A 13,936-nucleotide genomic window follows, 5' to 3' on the forward strand; every position below is an offset into this window, starting at 1 on the left:
CAATTGACGATTGAACTTGACGCAATTTGCGCAAAGTTCATTATGGCGCGCAGGGGCGAGCGTTGCCGCGCCGTATAAAATCAGACCCGGAAACGGGCTAAAATACGGGCCGCAAAGGTCTCGACAGGGAAGAAAAAGGGGGAAGCCGATGCGTCAGCGCATTGCGATGAAGTTTCATGCCGGTTTGTGCGCCGTTGTGATGGCAGCCGTGCCGTTGGGGGTATTGGCTCAGACGACTCAGGCACCGGCACCTCAAACCGTCGCCAAGCCTGCCGAGACCAAGGCGACAACTGCGGCCCCCATTCAGGCCCCGGCGGCGAGTGGGGCTGAGGAGGTGACCGACGTCACCGTCTTCCTCAAGAAAAAGAGCAGTATTCCCGAACAGAATATGCGCATCGATACGCGCCGGGCGTCATCCTGCGGCTTCTTCGGCAGCGACGGCAGCGCCGACTATATCGCGGACTATATCCGCGACACGACGGGCAGCTACGATGCCAACGATCCTAACAATTTCAGCGAAAACAGCCCCCTGGGCGACGCGTCGCGCGAAGGCGGTTCCACCATCTTCGACCAGCAGGAGCGGGGGACGGATGAATCCGGCGCCGAGACCGGCAGTTCCGGTTGTACGGCTACCGACCGCAAGTTTGCGGCCGGTCGCGCCACGATCGCGCGGAACGACAAGACCATCTATCAGGCTTTCGACTTTTACGATCAGAAAAAATACCCCGAAGCGCTGGAGATGTTCAAAACCGCCTACACCAAGATCGGTTACGAAGACGCCGCCTTCTATATCGCCAGGATGTACCTCGAAGGGCTGGGCACGCCCAGGAATCCGAAAGAAGCCATTGTCTGGTTCCGAAAGGTCGCCGAACAGCCCGTCGATCTGAGCAAGCCGCATCCGTTCGATCCGAAAGACCCGGAATATATGAATTCGCGGGCCGAAGCGACCATGACGCTGGCCAAGATTTACCTGACCGGCTACGGCGTGCCGCGCGATCAGAAGGAGGCGCTGAAGTGGTTCGAAAAGGCCGCTTCGATCGGCTTCATCCCGGCCTCGAAGATCGTCGGCGACGTCTATTATTACGGCAATGGCGTGCCGAAAGACCTCAATAAGGCCTTCAGGAACTATAGTGAGGCGGCGAAGTTCGGCTATGCGCCGGCTCAGTACGCGGTGGCGCAGATTCTGGAATTCGGCGAAGGTGACATCAAGGCCGATCCGCAGAAGGCTCTCGGCTGGTATAGCGAAGCCGCCAAGGTCAAGCATCCGGGCGCGCTCTACGCCATCGCCGTCGCCTACGACTCCGGTGAAGGTGTGGCCGCCGATCCGCAAAAGGCGCTGGTCTTCTACAAGGAAGCCGCGGTTGGCGGGAATCCGGACGCCCAGAACGCTATCGGTACCTACTTCTATCAGGGCGGCCTGTTGCCCAAGGATGAGGTGGCGGCGCGTCAGTGGTTCGAGGTTGCCGCGCTGAACGGTCAGGCCGATGCGGCCTTCAATCTCGCTGTCATGTATATGAAGGGCGAGGGCGGGCCGAAGGACGTGGTCAAGGCCTATGTCTGGTTTGCCGCCGCCCGCGTGAAGGGCCATGAAAATGCGGCGGCGGCCATGAAGGCGGCCCAGGCGCAGATGACCGACGCCCAGAAGGCAGAGGTCGAAACGCTGTTCGCACCAAAAAAGTAGTCTTGTTGCGAAACGACTGATAGAGACAGGGACATGCGCGTCATGTCTCTTTTTCTGTGCCTGCCGCTGGTGCTGACCTCCGCGTCGGCGCGGGAAGCGCCCTTGCCGCCGGCCAAGGCCTTTGCGCTGAACTGGGAGCGGCGCGGCGATGAGTTGCGGCTTAACTGGCGCATGCCCAACGGCTATTACCTCTACCGCAGCCATATCGAAGCGACCGACGACGCTGGCCGCGCGCTTGCGCTCACCACACCGAAAGGCCAGCGCAAGGCCGATCCGACCTTCGGCGATACCGAGGTCTATTACCGCACGGCGCGCGCCACGGTCCGCCATGCCGGTGCGGTGCGGCTGACCTATCGCGGCTGTCAGGAAGACGGCCTGTGCTATATCCCCGTCACCGTGCGCATTCCCACACAGGAGCGTTCGCGTCCATGATCTCCCGCCGTCACCTGCTGGCTGCTGCGCCGGCTCTCCTCGCCGCGCCCGCTCTGGCTCAATCCGCGCCGCCCGTGCCGAAATTGCCCGAAGTGCATAACGACCCGCTGGCCCCTGTGCTGGGTAATCCGAGTGGCGACGTGACCATCGTCGAATATTTCGATTATCAGTGCGGCGTGTGCAAGCGCCTGCACCCCATGCTGCTCGACGTGGTGGCGCAGGACGGCAATGTCCGGCTGGTGCTGCGCGACTGGATCATCTTCGGCGAAGGCTCGCACTATGCGGCGCAGGTGGCCTTGGGGGCGCAGGCGCTGGGGCGGTATCTCGATGTGCACCTGGCCATGATGGCGACCGGCAGTCAGTTGACCAAGGGCGATGTCTTCGCCGCCCTGTCCTCGACCGGTTTGACGCCGGCCGCGGCCCTGGCGGCCTATCGCGAAAAGGCCGAGGCCTATGAGGCGCTGTTGCGGCGCAACGACGCGCAGGCCATGGGCTTCGGCTTCAGCGGCACGCCGTCCTTCGTCATCGGTAATGCCGTCTATCCGGGCGCTTTCCAGAGCCGCGTCGATCTGATGCAGGCCATAGCCGAGGCCCGCGCGCGCCAGAAGTCGTCAGCGATATAAAGAAAAAAGGCCGCTCCGGAAGGAACGGCCTCAGTCAACAGACACGCTTACGCTACAGGACCAGAGTCTCATGCCGAAATGTGGACACCACTTTTGGGCATGAGGCGTTATCAAAGGCGCTAATGATCCACCGCCCCGGAAGCCCCCAGACCGGTCTGGGAGCGGACGAACTGGGCGAAGAACTTTTCGCGCTCGGCCTTGGCCTGGGCGGAATTGTCCGTCACCGAGAAGAACCAGATACCCGCAAAGGCGGCGATCATGGCGAACAGGGCCGGATACTTGTACGGGAAGATCGCGGCTTCGTGGTGCAGGACGTCGACCCAGACGGTCGGGCTCAGAACCGTGAGCGTCAGGGCCGTGATCAGGCCCATGGCCCCGCCGATGACCGCCCCGCGCGTGGTCAGCTTCGACCAGTACATGCTGAGGAACAGGATGGGGAAGTTGGTCGCCGCCGCCACTGAGAAGGCCAGCCCTACCATGAAGGCGATGTTCTGCTTCTCGAAGACGATGCCGAGGACGATGGCGACGACGCCCAGCACGATGACCGCGCCCTTTGACACCGCCATCTGTGTCTTTTCATTGACGTTCCCGCCGCGCAGCACGTGGGTGTAGAGGTCGAGCGCTACTGACGACGCCCCGGCCAGAGCCAGCCCCGCCACGACGGCGAGGATGGTGGCGAAGGCTACGGCCGAGATGAAGCCGAGGAAGAAGTCGCCGCCCACGGCCTTGGCGAGGTGCACGGCGGCCATGTTCGATCCGCCCAGAAGCTCGCCCGCCGCGTCCTTGAACGCCGGATTGGTGCCCACCAGCAGGATGGCGCCGAAGCCGATGACGAAGGTCAGGATGTAGAAGTAGCCGATGAAGCCGGTGGCGTAGAAGACCGACTTGCGGGCCTCCTTGGCGTCGCTGACGGTGAAGAAGCGCATCAGGATGTGCGGCAGGCCGGCGGTGCCGAACATCAGGGCCAGACCCAGCGAAATGGCCGAGATCGGGTCGCTGATCAGCACGCCGGGTGCCATGATGGCGTCGCCCTTCGGGTGGACTTCGACGGCCTTTTCGAACAGGGCGGCGAAGTCGAAATTGACCGATTTCAACACCATGACCGCCATGAAGGTCGCGCCCGACAAAAGCAGCACGGCCTTGATGATCTGCACCCAGGTCGTGGCCAGCATGCCGCCGAACAGCACGTAGAGGACCATCAGCACACCGACCATCACCACGGCGATCAGGTAGTCGAGACCGAACAGGAGCTGGATCAATTTGCCCGCGCCAACCATCTGGGCGATCAGATAGAAGGCGACGACGGTCAGGGAGGACAGGGCCGACAGGAAGCGGATCGGCTTTTGTCCCAGCCGGTACGAGGCCACGTCCGAGAAGGTGAACTTGCCGAGATTTCTCAACCGTTCGGCCATCAGGAACAGGATGATCGGCCAGCCGACGAGGAAGCCGATCGAATAGATCAGTCCGTCGAAACCCGAAGTGAAGACCTGCGCCGAGATGCCGAGGAAGGACGCTGCCGACATGTAGTCGCCGGCGATGGCCAGACCGTTCTGAAAGCCGGTGATCTTGCCGCCGGCGGTGTAATAGTCCTTGGTCGAGGCCGAGCGCGCCGAGGCCCATTTGGTTATGCCCAGTGTCAGGACGATGAAGGCCAGGAACATGGCGATGGCGATATAGTTGGTGCCTTGCTTCTGCACCTCGCCATTGATGGAATCGGCCAGGACGAGCGCCGGGATGGCGCTGATGAGGGCCGCGCCGAACAGGGCGTGCCAGCTAAACGAAAAGCCCTTCACTGACCGGCCTCCTCAAGGATTTCGCGCACCTTGCGGTCGAACTCGCCATTGGCGCGCTGCACATAGATGCCGGTAAGGATGAAGGACAGGATGATCAGACCGAGACCGGCGGGAATGCCCCAAGTCAGGACCGACTCCGGCCGGATGCGCATGCCCAGCAGTTGCGGATCGAAGGCGATCAGGCAGACGAAGCCGTAATAGGCCAGCAGCATGATGACCGACAGCGTCCAGGCGAAACGCCCGCGCTTTTTGACCAGCGCCTGAAATTTCGGGTTGTCGTAGATACGACGATAGACCTCGTCGGAACTCATTTCGGGTTGTCCTTCCTGCCTGTGACCTTGATGATCTTTGACCTTGATGCCCGGTCTTTACCGCCTTCCTGTTTGACGGAAGGTCATCACATTAAATTAGGCCCCGCCGGTTGCGGGCGCCAGTAAGACTTTAGTCGTCGCAGATTTGGTCAAATCGACTGATGTGTCAACGACGACACGCCGCGCGGCGGCATTCCTGTAAAGGGTTAATTTGTCTTGCTTCTAACAGGATTATCCCCGATGTTGCCTGGGGAATTCACGCCTTGGGGGGCGATATGCCGGATCGGGATGCGCTGGACGCAAAGACAGCCAGGGTCAGGCCCGCGGGCGGGGCGAAGGCCTTCTGGCTTCCCTTCTTCGACGGCACCATCCTCGACGCCTTTTTCTACAAGGCTGAAAATGAGGATCGTCTGCGCGGCCTTTACAGGGAATTCAACGGATTTCACGAACTGGAACAGCGTGAAACCAAGACCAAGCGCATTGAAGCCTATGCGGATATTCTGAGGGATGACGAAACGCGGCGGAATCTCGAAGAAAAGATGAACATGTATTTCAACGATACGGTTGAAATGTTTCCCTATGCCCGGCGCAACCTGTCGCGCGACAAAGGTGTGACTGACCTGCGCATCTTTAATCCGGACGCCTATTTCAAGGTGGTGATCGCCATGATCCAGCGGCGCTTTCCCGGCGGTACCGATGGCAAGATCGGCGATCAGGACGTGCGGGACATGACCACCTGCCTGCGGGTTCTGTACAAGGAAGACCTCTGGAATCTGATCCGCCGGCGGCGGTCTGACGCCTGGGGGCGTATGTGGGCCGGTTTGCTGTGGATGGCATTCAACGCCATTATCTTTCCGCTCATTCTGGAGCTTATGCCGCGTCTGTATCCGGGGATAGAGCCCGCCATCGCTATCGGCTGTGTCGGCGCGTTGACTCTGTTGGGGCTGCTGTCTATGGTGTGGGGTGTTTTCGCCCACCGCGACTTCCTGCGACAGATAAGAATAACCTATGAAAGCGCCCTGAAAACCTCGGCCAGCAATCTGCGCAATGCTCTCCATGCGCGGCTGACCGAATCCGTCTCATTGATCTCTCAGATTATGGCGCGGATAGACCGGGAAAAATGGGATCTGAAGGCGGAAGACCGTCTCAAGGAGTGGCCGGACAAGGTGACCCACTGGTCGAAACTGGCCTTCTGGCTGGCGGCGCGGGTTGAGGCCATGGAAGAATTTATTCAAGCCGAGATGTGGCTCATCCGCCGTACCCATTTCGGTCTTCGTCACGTCGCGGGCCTCATCTCGTTTGGCCTCTATGCGACCCTGGTCCTGCTGGTGGCCGGTTTGATTACTCTGGTCGTTTTCATTCTGCCCCAGATCGGGGTGGGCGCGACGACGCTGTGGGTGACCGCTGCTTCGTTGTTAAGCCTGGCCGTGGGTAATCTTCTGTTGGGTCTGGCCACCATACTGAATGCACAGAACTATGCCCTGCCCGAAATCGAGCTTCAGGACATTCTCCAGATGCACCTGATCATGGGGCATAAGGATACCAAGCTGCATGATGAAATTGCGGAGTTGATCAAGCGGGAAAAGATCAGCATTCTCCATGACGAAGATCTGCAAAAAGGTCCGAAGCCCCGGACATAAAGAACGGCTCTTCAGACCCTGTGCCCCTGCTGTTTTCCGGATTGAGTTTATTGATGAAACCCTTCGTCTGGCTGTTCCTTCTGGCTTTCGCCTCCGCCCCTGCCACCGCGCAGGATAAACCCGTCACGCCGTCCTCCGTCCTTGAAGCCGCGCCAGCCACCGTATGGAAGGACATCCCGGCAGAAGACCTGATGGTCATGACCCTGGCCGACGGTTCCAAGGTCGTGGCGCAACTGGCGCCCGCCTTTGCGCCGGTGCATGTGGCCAATGTCCGCGCCTTTGCCCGCGCCAAGTGGTGGGATGGCGCCGCCATCATCCGCGCGCAGGACAATTACGTGACGCAATGGGGCTGGCCCGATGAACCTGAGCCGAAATACCCGGACACGGTAAAGGCCGAGCCGCCCGCCGAATACGAACAACCTCTGTCGAAAAGCTTCCGCGCTGTGCCGTACCGCGACGTCTATGCGGCGCAGGTCGGCCATATCGACGGCTGGCCGGTGGCTTCCGATGGTAAGGTGCAGTGGCTGCCGCACTGTTACGGCATGATCGGCGTGGCGCGCGGACTTAATCCGGATACCGGTTCGGCCTCTCAGCTCTACACGCTGATCGGTCACGCGCCGCGTCACCTCGATCGCAATATCGCCATGGTCGGCCGCGTCGTGTCGGGCATGGAGAACCTCAGCACCCGCGCGCGCGGCACCGAAGCGCTGGGCTTTTACAAGACGGCGGAGGAACGCACGAAGATCGCTTCGGTGACGATCGCCTCCGATCTTCCGTCCAAAGAGCGTCCGGCCCTCCAGTATCTCGATACGCGCAGCCCGACCTTCGACGCCTGGGTGAAAGCCCGCGCCAATCGTAAGGACGACTTCTTCGCTGTTCCGGCCGGAGCGGTGGATATTTGCAACGCTTTGCCCCCCATTCGTCAGAAACCCTAAAAAAGGGCTTTTGCGGTGGCCCCGCCCGTGCCAACACTGAAAAGGTTAACGGGTGGGAATATGGGTTTGTTCCGTAAAATTATCGGCGCGGTGCTGAGTCTGATGCTGCTGGTCAGCCAGCTCTACGTGCTGGGCGGCGCGCTGGACCAGCGTGAGCGCGCCGAGCGCCTTTCGCGCGACATCGCGCGGCTGGAGCCGGAAGTGGGGCAGTCGAAAGACTTCATCGCCCTGATGCAGACCCGCGACACGCCGGCCATCCGCGGTCAGGTCAATGCCGACTATATCGACGCCAATTTCGACCTGATCATGGAGCGCGTTTACCTCTACCTGCCGCAGGAAGCGCCGCGCAATATCCAGCCCGTCGGCTATATGGTGCGTGAAATGAGCGGCAAGCGCTTCGTTTTCGTGGCGCTGGAATACGAGTTCTCCGACCGCTGGATCATCGCCACCATCACGGTCGAGCCGACGTCGGGCAAGCAGGCGGTCGCCGGCTTCAACATCAATACCTACACCTCGTCGTTGTTCGAGCGCACGCAGTTCCGTCTGGATGGGCAAAGCGTCGAGCACTACGCTCTGCTGGGGCTGGCGGTGATCAATCTGATCTTCTGCGCCGTGACCCTGTTCATCTGCATCGCTGCGCCGCGTGTGCGCTGGCGCTTCGTGTGGATCGCCGTGATCCTGCTGGGCGTCGGGCTGATGAGCTTCAACTGGCTGGAAGGGCGCATGGCGCTCAACCTGCTCAGCGCCAATTTGCCGCCGTCGCGGTTCAGTCTGGCGCTGTATCAGCCGCTGATCATCCTGCTGTCCATACCGCTGGGGGCTATCCTGTTCTGGATGAATTTCCGCAAGCTGACGCGGGCGTGACCGCAGTCTTTTGGGGCTGTGCGATAAAGGCCACGGCCAGCGGAAAAGCGGCGGACTCGCCTCTCAGGCGCGTAATGCCCTCTGGCCATGTCTCTCCGCCCGTGTAAATTTCCCCGGTAAATAGACAAGACTTTTTCCGGTGTGGGGACAGATAATGGAAAAAGAGTGGGGCGGGCTTTCACAAAAGCTTCAAATATTTCGCGCGCATTTTCTGCATATCTGCGTGTTCGCGCTAATATTCGAACTTTTGTATCTGTGGGCCTATTTCGCATCGGCGCGGCTGAATTTCATATCCTTCCTGTCGCTTTACGATATTGGCCTGAACTATATCTATTTTCTGTGCCTGACCCTGTTGGTGGCGGTCCTCAGCCATGCTTTCCTGTTCGCCAAAATCAAGGCTCCGGAGGCGGAAGGCGTCAAGCGTAAGGGCGGCGCGCACGTCTATATCTATGCCGCGCTGGCCATTGGGGTTGCGGGCGGCGTGTCCGCATTGAAATGGCTGGCGGTGCAGCAGAACAGTTCGGTCGACCGGGTGGCGGCGGACCTTTTGTCCAAATATGTCGTCATTCTGGAAGCGCCGGTGGTGATGGCCGTGTTGTTCTCGCTGGGCTTCATCCTGTTGGTGATCTGGCTGATCGAGTCGCGGAAAATCCTCAACGGCACCTACCGCGACGCCATTTCCGCCTTTATCGCCTTCCTGCTGATCCTGACGCCGCTGGCGGGCCTGAGCTACGGTTTTTCAAAGCGCGTCTGGTGGCTGATCTCGGAAACCGACGGCGCGGCCATGGAATACTGGGCCGGGTCGCAATACGTCATTTCTTACCGCGAAGGCCGGTTGAGCTTGCAGCCTGAAGGCCGTTGAAGGCGATCTCGAACGGGCTTATTACGGCTCGTTATGAAAGCGAGCATTGCCCCCAGAGCGTTTGACGTCGAAAAAGCCCTGGACACACTCCTCCGCGTCTTCTGGCGCAAAACGGCATATGGACTATAGTGGATAAATTCTCCCTGTCGGCCATGTCAATTGTGGCTCATGGATATGAAAAGGATTGTTGGGCAAAATGTGCAAAGGTATCGCCTTTCGGCGGGCCTGACCCAAGAACAACTCCCAATTAACGGGATTTGGCTAAAACTATCTAAGCGGCCTTGAGCGTGGGCAACGCAATCCGACGGTGGTGACACTCTTTGAAATTTCCCAAGCGCTAAATGTCACCCCTGCTGATCTCGTCAGCCAATAAATTAGCGTTGCCAACCACTCCGCACTCTCACTTCAGTAGCCCTTCATCTAAAATGCCCGTTTAAATTCCAATAAACGGTGATATGCAGATTTGCGTCTCTAGGGAGATTCCAATGAAGTCTGTTGTAGTTGGTCTTGTCGGCTCCTTGGTCGCTGGTTGTGCGATGGCTGAACCATTGGCCTCATGCGGTGATGAAAAAGGCATGGCCTATTACGTCACAGCAGGGAGAGTGACTCCTGACGCTGGCGGATGGCAAGAAGACGCTATAACGGGTGGAAGTGTCACACTGGACTTCTCAGCCGCCAACGGTCTTGATGTTCTGTTTTATGATGCCAAAAAGACCATCCAATCCGCAAAGGGGGGTGGTGCGGAGGTCAAGCCAATTGCACTTGGCGAGAAAAATATCTCGGTCCTAGTAAGCTACAAAGGCAATACGGCTGAGATTTATGATTTTTACGAGAATGATCTTGGCATTCAGGAATTTGCACATTTGGTTTTGAAGCCAGCTAATACACTCGTTCCGAAAGCGGCTGTATACGTAGGGCAATGCAAATTTTTTGATCTCACATTGTTGAACAATTATCTGAACAAAAACAAATGAAGCGTGGTCGCTCGCTTATCCTATTAGCTTGTCTATGTTTAATCGCCTGTAGTCGTGATGATAAAGGACCCGATCAATGGGATGCTTTTGTATATCCGGATATAGACAACATGGATCGCCACGAAGAGTACAAGGGATTTAAGACCTTTGAGCTCTGCCAACAGGCGGCTGTCGATCGTATTAGATTGCTAAGTAATCCCGAAAACGCCGACTATGAGTGTGGCTATAGATGTAAGCCGAGGCCCGATATGGGCGGTCTGACTATTTGCAAAGAGACACGAAAATAGCGGTTAGCTCTGTTGTGGCTCGGACAGCTAGAACAAGCGATGCTAGGGCAACAATTCACCCTAATCTCACTAAATTTAAGGCATTAATTTTACTGAAAAAGTTCTCAAAAAGAGAAATGGTGCCGCTTAGGTGACTCGAACACCTGACCCCCTCATTACGAATGAGGTGCTCTACCGGCTGAGCTAAAGCGGCACTTTGATGCAGGCGCATAATCGCCCGCCCCGGTTCGGAGAGCGCTGTTTACAGGCTCCCATACCAGTTTGGCAAGGGCTCCGCGGCCTGACTGTGCAATTATTTTGTGGGTTTTGCCTTGCGGGTGCGCGGCTTGGGCGTCGGGGCCACGGTTTCGGCCTCGTCCAGGTCGTGTCCGGCAATGGCGGCGTCGTACCCGTCGGGACTGAGGGCCAGATTGTCGGGCAGGGGCGCGGGCGCGGTCTTCTTCTGCGCCGCCTTGACGAAGGGCATGGACGGTACGTAGCGCGTCGGCATGTCGGGCACGTCGGGCAGGCACTTGTCCGCGCGTTCGTGGCGCGGGTGGGCCAGCGCGCCGGTTTCGGCATAGGCCAGCACCAGCGCCGTCCAGTCCGACGGCGTGTAGGTAAACGCCTTGCCTTCCGGATCGAGGTCGGACCAGTCGGGCTCGGCCTTGGCCAGAGACGCCTTGGCGACCCAACCGCGTGCGCCGTCCACGTCCTGAACGGCCAGCGCCGCCTTGGCCATCAGGCCGCACAGGCGGCGCGTCAGGCGTTCGTCGCTCAGTTCGTCTTCAAGCGCCGCCGTGGCGCGCTCGATATCGGCGCGCACGCCGCTGAGCACGGCCCGTTCGACCTCCAGCAGGCGGCTTTCGCGGTGCTGCGGGTTGCGGTCGATCAGCCCTTGCAGGCGGCGGGCGCGGTCCTTGGGCGTCTCGTCATTGACCAGATCGCGGTAGGCCAGCCAGATGGCGGGGTGCGGTTGGGCGGCGTAGGCGGCTTCCAGCACGTCTTCGGCGCGGCCCAGCTTGTTATGGGCGGCCAGAAGCCGCGCGGCGATGACGGCGCCGGGGGCGAACATGGGCTGGAGCTTGGCGGCGCGCACGGCGTAGTCGAGCGCCTGTTCACGGATCTGCGCTTCCGGGGCGGTCTCCAGACGGGCGGCGGAGGCCGCCATCAGGGCGGCGCGGGCGCGTTCGGCGAAGATCGGCGAGACCAGCTTGCGGTTCAGCGCGCCTTCGACCAGGTCGAGGGCTTCGGCCCATTCGCCGGCGGTCGACCGGGCTTCGAACAGGGTCTTGAAGGCCCACATGGCGGGCTTGGGCTGGTTATAGCCTTCGGCGGCGAGGCGGATGGCCTCGGCGCGGTCGCCTTCGGAAATGGCGAGGTTCATCAGGCCGCGCAGGCCGGCCAGCTTCAGTTCCGGCACGGTCAGCATGGCCGAATAAGCGGCGCGGGTGGCGGCCGGGTCGTTAGCGGTGTCGGCGGCCAGCGCGTTGAGGATGCGCACCAGGGCAACATTGTCGTGCAGGTCGACGGCCTTCACGGCGTGGCGGCGGGCTTCGGCTCCGTCACCGGAGGCCACGGCGATAAAACCGCGCGTCAGGGTCTCTTCGCCCTGACGGCGGCGGGCGGCGGCGCGCTGACGTTCGGCGCGTTGAGGCGCGCGCGACATCCACAGGACGAGGTTCCAGAAACAGACGGCGGCGAAGGCAAGAAAGCCGACGGCGATGACCGCGGCGGCGGCCGGGGTGTCGATGCGATAGCCAAGCCAGACCAGCGTGGCCGTGCCGGGGTCGCCCGCGACGGCGAAGGCGACGGCGATAAGGATGAGGACGCCGAGGAAGATCAGGAGGGTGCGGATCACAGGCCCATCTCCGGACGGCCGGTCTCCGGCTGAATCGTGATGCCAGCGCCCACGTTGACGCCACCGGTGGCCAAATCTGCGCCATTGGCCGTGCTGTAATTGGCCTGGCTGAGGCGGCTCAGGGCGTCGACCGTGATGCGGCGGGTGGTGGTGTCGACCAGCACGCGGTTGCGCGCGTCGGTCAGCCACGGCTTGAGCGCGGTTTGCGCGGTAGTGGGCAGGGTGGCCAGCATGCTCAGCGCGCCGTTGAGGTCGCCTTCGTCGAGACGGCCTTGCGCCTGTAGCAACAGGGCGTCGGGGCCGCGCGCGGCGCTATCGACGCGGCGGATGCTGATCAGGCTGCCCAATGCGTTCGACAGGCGCGACAGAAAGCTGTCGTCGGTTTTGGCGCCGGCGGCGGTGCGGGCCTTGGCGGCAAATTCGGGGAAGCTGAGCGCCAGAGCGATCTCGCTGGGGACGCCCTTTTGCGCCAGCGGACGCAGAGGTGCGACCAGCGCCGTGTCGGTCAGGCTCTTCTCGACGTCGGCCAGTTCGGACAGGAAAGGCTGAGACCCCTTGGCCGCCTGTTGCAAACCGGAGGCCGAAGTCGCTGCGGCGGCGGCCTGAATCAGCAGGCGCTGATTGGCTTCGAGGCGATCGAGGCGGGCGCTGAGGCGCGACAGGGCGACGGGATCAGAAGCGTAGCCCTGACCTTGCGGGGTTTCGACGGCGGCTTGCGCCTGACGCACACGCAGCGCGTTCAGTTCGGCGGTCAGGCGGGCGATTTCGGAGTCTTTTTCGCTGTCGGCGGAAATGGCGGCGGCGCTCGGCAGCGCGCCGACAAAGCTTTTCTGCGCCGCCTCTTTCATCAGGCCGTAACCCAGCACGCCCAGCGCCAGCACGACGAATACGATAGGGAAGGCGAAGGCGATGATCAGCGGACCGCGCCCCCAGCGGGCCTTTTCCGGTTCTGCCGCGGCAGGGATCGGGTTCGGGGCGAAGTCGTCGGTCATGTCGGTCCGTTAAGTTAAAGCCGCGCGAGCAGGGCCTCTTCGTCCGGAGAAGCCGCCACCTCTATGTTTAGGCCCGCAGAGGGTAAATTTCCAGTGAAATTGAGGTGTTCACGCAACCGCTGGGCGGTAGCCTCCGATATGCAGATGACCGTGGCCTCGGACGCCGTCAGGTAGGGGGCGCAGGCTTCGGCGGCGCGCGGCGAATGCAGCAGGACGTGGGTGATGTCGTTGAGGCGTACGCGGGCTTCGGGGGCGTCGCGCCCGACCGTCCGGTAGTAGATCGCCGGGGTGATGTCGAGGCTGGACAGGGCGCGCATCAGGTCCTGCGCCGGGATTTCCGGTCGCAGGTAAAGGATGGGGCCTTCGGGGCCTATGGCGCGCAGGAGGGCGATCAGGTCCTTGGCGTCGCCGGCCGCACTGTGGACCCTGGTGAAGCCGGCTTGGCGCGCAGCGTCCGCCGTGGCGTCGCCGACGGCCCAGACGCTCTGATGCCGGCTGACGTGCTGGGTAGTGAAGGAACTGAGCCCGTTGATCGAGGTGGCGATGATGTGGTCGTAGCGCGCCGCGTCGATGGCGGGAGTAAGGTTTTCGACGGCCAGCAACGGATCGACCAGCGTTTCGAACCCGCGCTCGCGCACCCGCGCAGCGGTGGCTTCGGCTTGCGGCTGGGTGCGGGTAATCCATATTAATTCGCTCACGGCT

General features: G+C 61.0%; 14 protein-coding genes and 1 tRNA gene. 9 read left to right on the forward strand and 6 right to left on the reverse strand.

From position 1 onward, the window contains the following. Positions 1-148 precede the first annotated feature (148 nt). The 3 genes from LH365_RS03595 to LH365_RS03605 are packed head-to-tail and all read left to right on the forward strand — an operon-like array spanning position 149 to position 2,736. Positions 149-1,681: an SEL1-like repeat protein gene (locus LH365_RS03595; protein ID WP_226744838.1), complete on the forward strand. Its 1,533-nt coding sequence runs from the start codon at positions 149-151 to the stop codon at positions 1,679-1,681. A 42-nt stretch (positions 1,682-1,723) separates the two neighbouring features. Next, the gene (locus tag LH365_RS03600; protein WP_226744839.1) at positions 1,724-2,113 is read left to right on the forward strand and encodes a protein-disulfide reductase DsbD domain-containing protein; all 390 of its coding nucleotides are present in this window, start codon (positions 1,724-1,726) and stop codon (positions 2,111-2,113) included. Continuing rightward, complete coding sequence (locus LH365_RS03605) at positions 2,110-2,736, forward strand: DsbA family protein (protein ID WP_226744840.1); 627 nt, start codon at positions 2,110-2,112, stop codon at positions 2,734-2,736. The genes LH365_RS03600 and LH365_RS03605 overlap by 4 nt, the downstream gene beginning before the upstream one ends. A gap of 119 nt (positions 2,737-2,855) precedes the next feature. Here the strand turns inward: LH365_RS03605 and LH365_RS03610 are convergent, their stop codons facing one another. Both LH365_RS03610 and LH365_RS03615 read right to left on the reverse strand, forming a co-directional pair. After that, positions 2,856-4,529 carry a cation acetate symporter gene (locus tag LH365_RS03610; RefSeq protein WP_226744841.1) on the reverse strand — a complete coding sequence of 558 codons (1,674 nt, stop codon included), beginning with the start codon at positions 4,527-4,529 and terminating at the stop codon, positions 2,856-2,858. Further along, the gene (locus tag LH365_RS03615; RefSeq protein ID WP_226744842.1) at positions 4,526-4,840 is read right to left on the reverse strand and encodes a DUF485 domain-containing protein; all 315 of its coding nucleotides are present in this window, start codon (positions 4,838-4,840) and stop codon (positions 4,526-4,528) included. The genes LH365_RS03610 and LH365_RS03615 overlap by 4 nt, the downstream gene beginning before the upstream one ends. Before the next feature lie 161 nt (positions 4,841-5,001). Between LH365_RS03615 and LH365_RS03620 the strand changes: the two genes are divergently transcribed. From LH365_RS03620 to LH365_RS03645, 6 genes are all read left to right on the forward strand, one after another. Then, positions 5,002-6,480 (forward strand): hypothetical protein, encoded by a 1,479-nt coding sequence (locus tag LH365_RS03620; protein ID WP_226744843.1) that lies wholly within the window; start codon positions 5,002-5,004, stop codon positions 6,478-6,480. A 53-nt stretch (positions 6,481-6,533) separates the two neighbouring features. Further along, the gene (locus LH365_RS03625; RefSeq protein ID WP_226744844.1) at positions 6,534-7,415 is read left to right on the forward strand and encodes a peptidylprolyl isomerase; all 882 of its coding nucleotides are present in this window, start codon (positions 6,534-6,536) and stop codon (positions 7,413-7,415) included. Between the two features lie 60 nt (positions 7,416-7,475). After that, on the forward strand, positions 7,476-8,279 hold the full coding sequence (locus LH365_RS03630; RefSeq protein WP_226744845.1) for a hypothetical protein: 804 nt from the start codon (positions 7,476-7,478) through the stop codon (positions 8,277-8,279). A gap of 223 nt (positions 8,280-8,502) precedes the next feature. Beyond that, positions 8,503-9,141 carry a hypothetical protein gene (locus tag LH365_RS03635; protein WP_226744846.1) on the forward strand — a complete coding sequence of 213 codons (639 nt, stop codon included), beginning with the start codon at positions 8,503-8,505 and terminating at the stop codon, positions 9,139-9,141. 310 nt (positions 9,142-9,451) lie between these two features. Beyond that, positions 9,452-9,514, forward strand: coding sequence for a hypothetical protein (locus LH365_RS18590; RefSeq protein ID WP_255606730.1), 63 nt, complete (start codon positions 9,452-9,454; stop codon positions 9,512-9,514). Positions 9,515-9,626: 112 nt separating this feature from the next. Beyond that, positions 9,627-10,115 carry a hypothetical protein gene (locus LH365_RS03645; RefSeq protein ID WP_226744847.1) on the forward strand — a complete coding sequence of 163 codons (489 nt, stop codon included), beginning with the start codon at positions 9,627-9,629 and terminating at the stop codon, positions 10,113-10,115. A gap of 404 nt (positions 10,116-10,519) precedes the next feature. Here LH365_RS03645 and LH365_RS03650 read toward each other — a convergent pair. From LH365_RS03650 to LH365_RS03665, 4 genes are all read right to left on the reverse strand, one after another. Next, positions 10,520-10,595 (reverse strand) — tRNA-Thr (locus LH365_RS03650). A gap of 99 nt (positions 10,596-10,694) precedes the next feature. Further along, positions 10,695-12,242: a heme biosynthesis protein HemY gene (locus LH365_RS03655; protein WP_226744848.1), complete on the reverse strand. Its 1,548-nt coding sequence runs from the start codon at positions 12,240-12,242 to the stop codon at positions 10,695-10,697. Beyond that, complete coding sequence (locus LH365_RS03660; protein WP_226744849.1) at positions 12,239-13,234, reverse strand: COG4223 family protein; 996 nt, start codon at positions 13,232-13,234, stop codon at positions 12,239-12,241. Before LH365_RS03660 ends, LH365_RS03655 begins: the two co-directional genes overlap by 4 nt. A gap of 14 nt (positions 13,235-13,248) precedes the next feature. Further along, a complete protein-coding gene (locus LH365_RS03665; RefSeq protein WP_226744850.1) occupies positions 13,249-13,932 on the reverse strand; it encodes a uroporphyrinogen-III synthase in 684 nt (227 codons plus the stop codon). Between the last annotated feature and the right edge of the window lie 4 nt (positions 13,933-13,936).

Origin of the sequence: Asticcacaulis sp. AND118 (assembly GCF_020535245.1) — a bacterium.
Lineage (GTDB): Bacteria > Pseudomonadota > Alphaproteobacteria > Caulobacterales > Caulobacteraceae > Asticcacaulis.